The 1,869-nt window shown below is 40.0% G+C and carries 2 protein-coding genes; both read left to right on the forward strand.

Annotation, left to right across the window (positions count from 1 at the left end):
• Positions 1-336: 336 nt before the first annotated feature.
• Positions 337-996: a hypothetical protein gene (locus AB6D58_RS24275; RefSeq protein WP_136987124.1), complete on the forward strand. Its 660-nt coding sequence runs from the start codon at positions 337-339 to the stop codon at positions 994-996.
• 137 nt (positions 997-1,133) lie between these two features.
• Complete coding sequence (locus tag AB6D58_RS24280) at positions 1,134-1,760, forward strand: hypothetical protein (protein ID WP_136987123.1); 627 nt, start codon at positions 1,134-1,136, stop codon at positions 1,758-1,760.
• Positions 1,761-1,869: the final 109 nt, after the last annotated feature.

Genomic DNA, 1,869 nt, shown 5'->3' on the forward strand with positions numbered 1-1,869 from the left:
CTAACGACAAAGTCGTTTGGTAGTTAAGGTACGACAGAATCGCTTGGTGATCACAGCCTTTTTGCTGCTTTCACTGGCACATTTTTGCCCCGAAATCATCTAAAGCAAAAGCTCATACGCATTCTGTTAATATGAATTTGCCCTACGAAAAATTATCCGAAGGGAGGTGCAACAAGCGGAACAGTAAAATGAGACTGCATTTAGCGATTAAACTCTCATTAACTGTCGGTAAGTCAATGATTTAAAATTGAAAGAAGCAGAGCGAAAATACACAATGGTGAGAATAAAAATGGTTTTTCACCGTCTAACTATCGTTATGCTCTATGAGGGAACTAAATGAGAATACTTGGCATAATTGCCCTAGCAATCGTGGTCTTTGTTTCAGTTGTGCTCTTTGTCTCAGTTGTTCTTAATCATGAACTGGTGTTATCTGTGCAGAAAGCTGGGACAGTGGATGGTTGGTTAGGTTTTTCTGGTGGTCTCTTTGGTGGATACTTGGCGTTCCTTTCAGCTTACTATATTTACCACAAACAACGCCACGACATAGTCAGACCCATTTTGGTTGTCGAACCTGCTAATAAACCTTGTGGGAACATGCTTCACGTTATACATCGGGATGTTGGAGCTGATGGCTTACCACTAAAACACACTAAGCAGATCCCAATATGCATTAGGAATATTGGCATAGGAGCCGCGTTAGATATTGAATGTGAAAGTACAAGCCAGTACAAGCTGTACTATTCCTCATCTGATGGCTATGGGTGTGAAACTCATGAATCGCTTGTACTCATTGGAATTGCTGATAACCAAGTTGAAGTTCGAGATCTACTAATTCAACTTCCTTCTCTTGAAGAACATGCTGCACGAACTGTTGAGTTTACGTTAGCTTATAAAGGGGTTTATGGACAGAAGTATACAGTCATTGCACAGGTGTTAATTGAAAGCACTGACCGAAAAACTAGTGAGTCTTGGGTTAAGACGATAAAACGAACATAACAAATAAATGTTCAAGAGGAGCTTCCAACGCTTAGCACTCTCAGTTCAAGGTTAGGGTCATGTTTACAACGTAATAGTTTAGGTTTGGTGGTAGCATTCTCACTATTATGCGGCTAAGTAATTCAGGGGAATATCGCATGGAAATGCAGACTGTAGGAAAAGGAGCTATCAGCGTAATTAGCTGTCTAAAAGACGCGTACAACAAGTCCAAAAAACGAAAAATTGACACTTTCATGAAATGTGTAGATGTACGATACGAGTTAATGACTCTTGGTGAGAGAGATACGTTGATCACTTATTTGGACAGTAGTGAAGGGCAGGATCTTCTCTCTGATTATGTAAATAATGCGCTTAATACTAGTAGCCAAACTGTCATAATGGCTTATGCGTTATTGTATTGCAACGATGCTGACTTCTCTTTTACAGCTTCAGAAAAACACTCTATCGTATCGGCCCTTCAGGGTATCAGTGATGAACTAGTTTTATTGTTCGTTGAACTTTCCAAGTTAGACCCTACCCATGAAAATGATGCGTTTAAAAGAGTCTTAGTGACTAACCAAATTGGTTGGCAGATCCAGCATGGTGGGAATCTTTATGTCGATATCGCAGAGTTAATTAGACGAGGACTTCTGTTGTTAGATCCGAAGCCTGCCACGTTTGAAAGCAGTGAGTGGAACATAGCTTTCGGACTATCACCTCTAGCATTACAGTGCGTAAAATTACTTGAAAAAAGTGCTGAGTTGCTAAAAATCACAAACGTTTAAGGTACTTTTACTAATTCATTCTTTGTTAATTTAGTAAAGTCACTGACTCACTTTTGTCCAGAAACGTGTTTGAATGGGGCCGATCAATCTGTGGATGCCCAAGACAACC

This window comes from Vibrio sp. 10N.239.312.D08, assembly GCF_041466145.1.
Lineage (GTDB): Bacteria > Pseudomonadota > Gammaproteobacteria > Enterobacterales > Vibrionaceae > Vibrio > Vibrio crassostreae_C.

Bases quoted from the DNA above. Each gene is read 5' to 3' on its own strand.
- AB6D58_RS24280 (WP_136987123.1), top strand. From the start codon at position 1,134: ATGGAAATGCAGACTGTAGGAAAAGGAGCTATCAGCGTAATTAGCTGT.
- AB6D58_RS24275 (WP_136987124.1), top strand. From the start codon at position 337: ATGAGAATACTTGGCATAATTGCCCTAGCAATCGTGGTCTTTGTTTCA.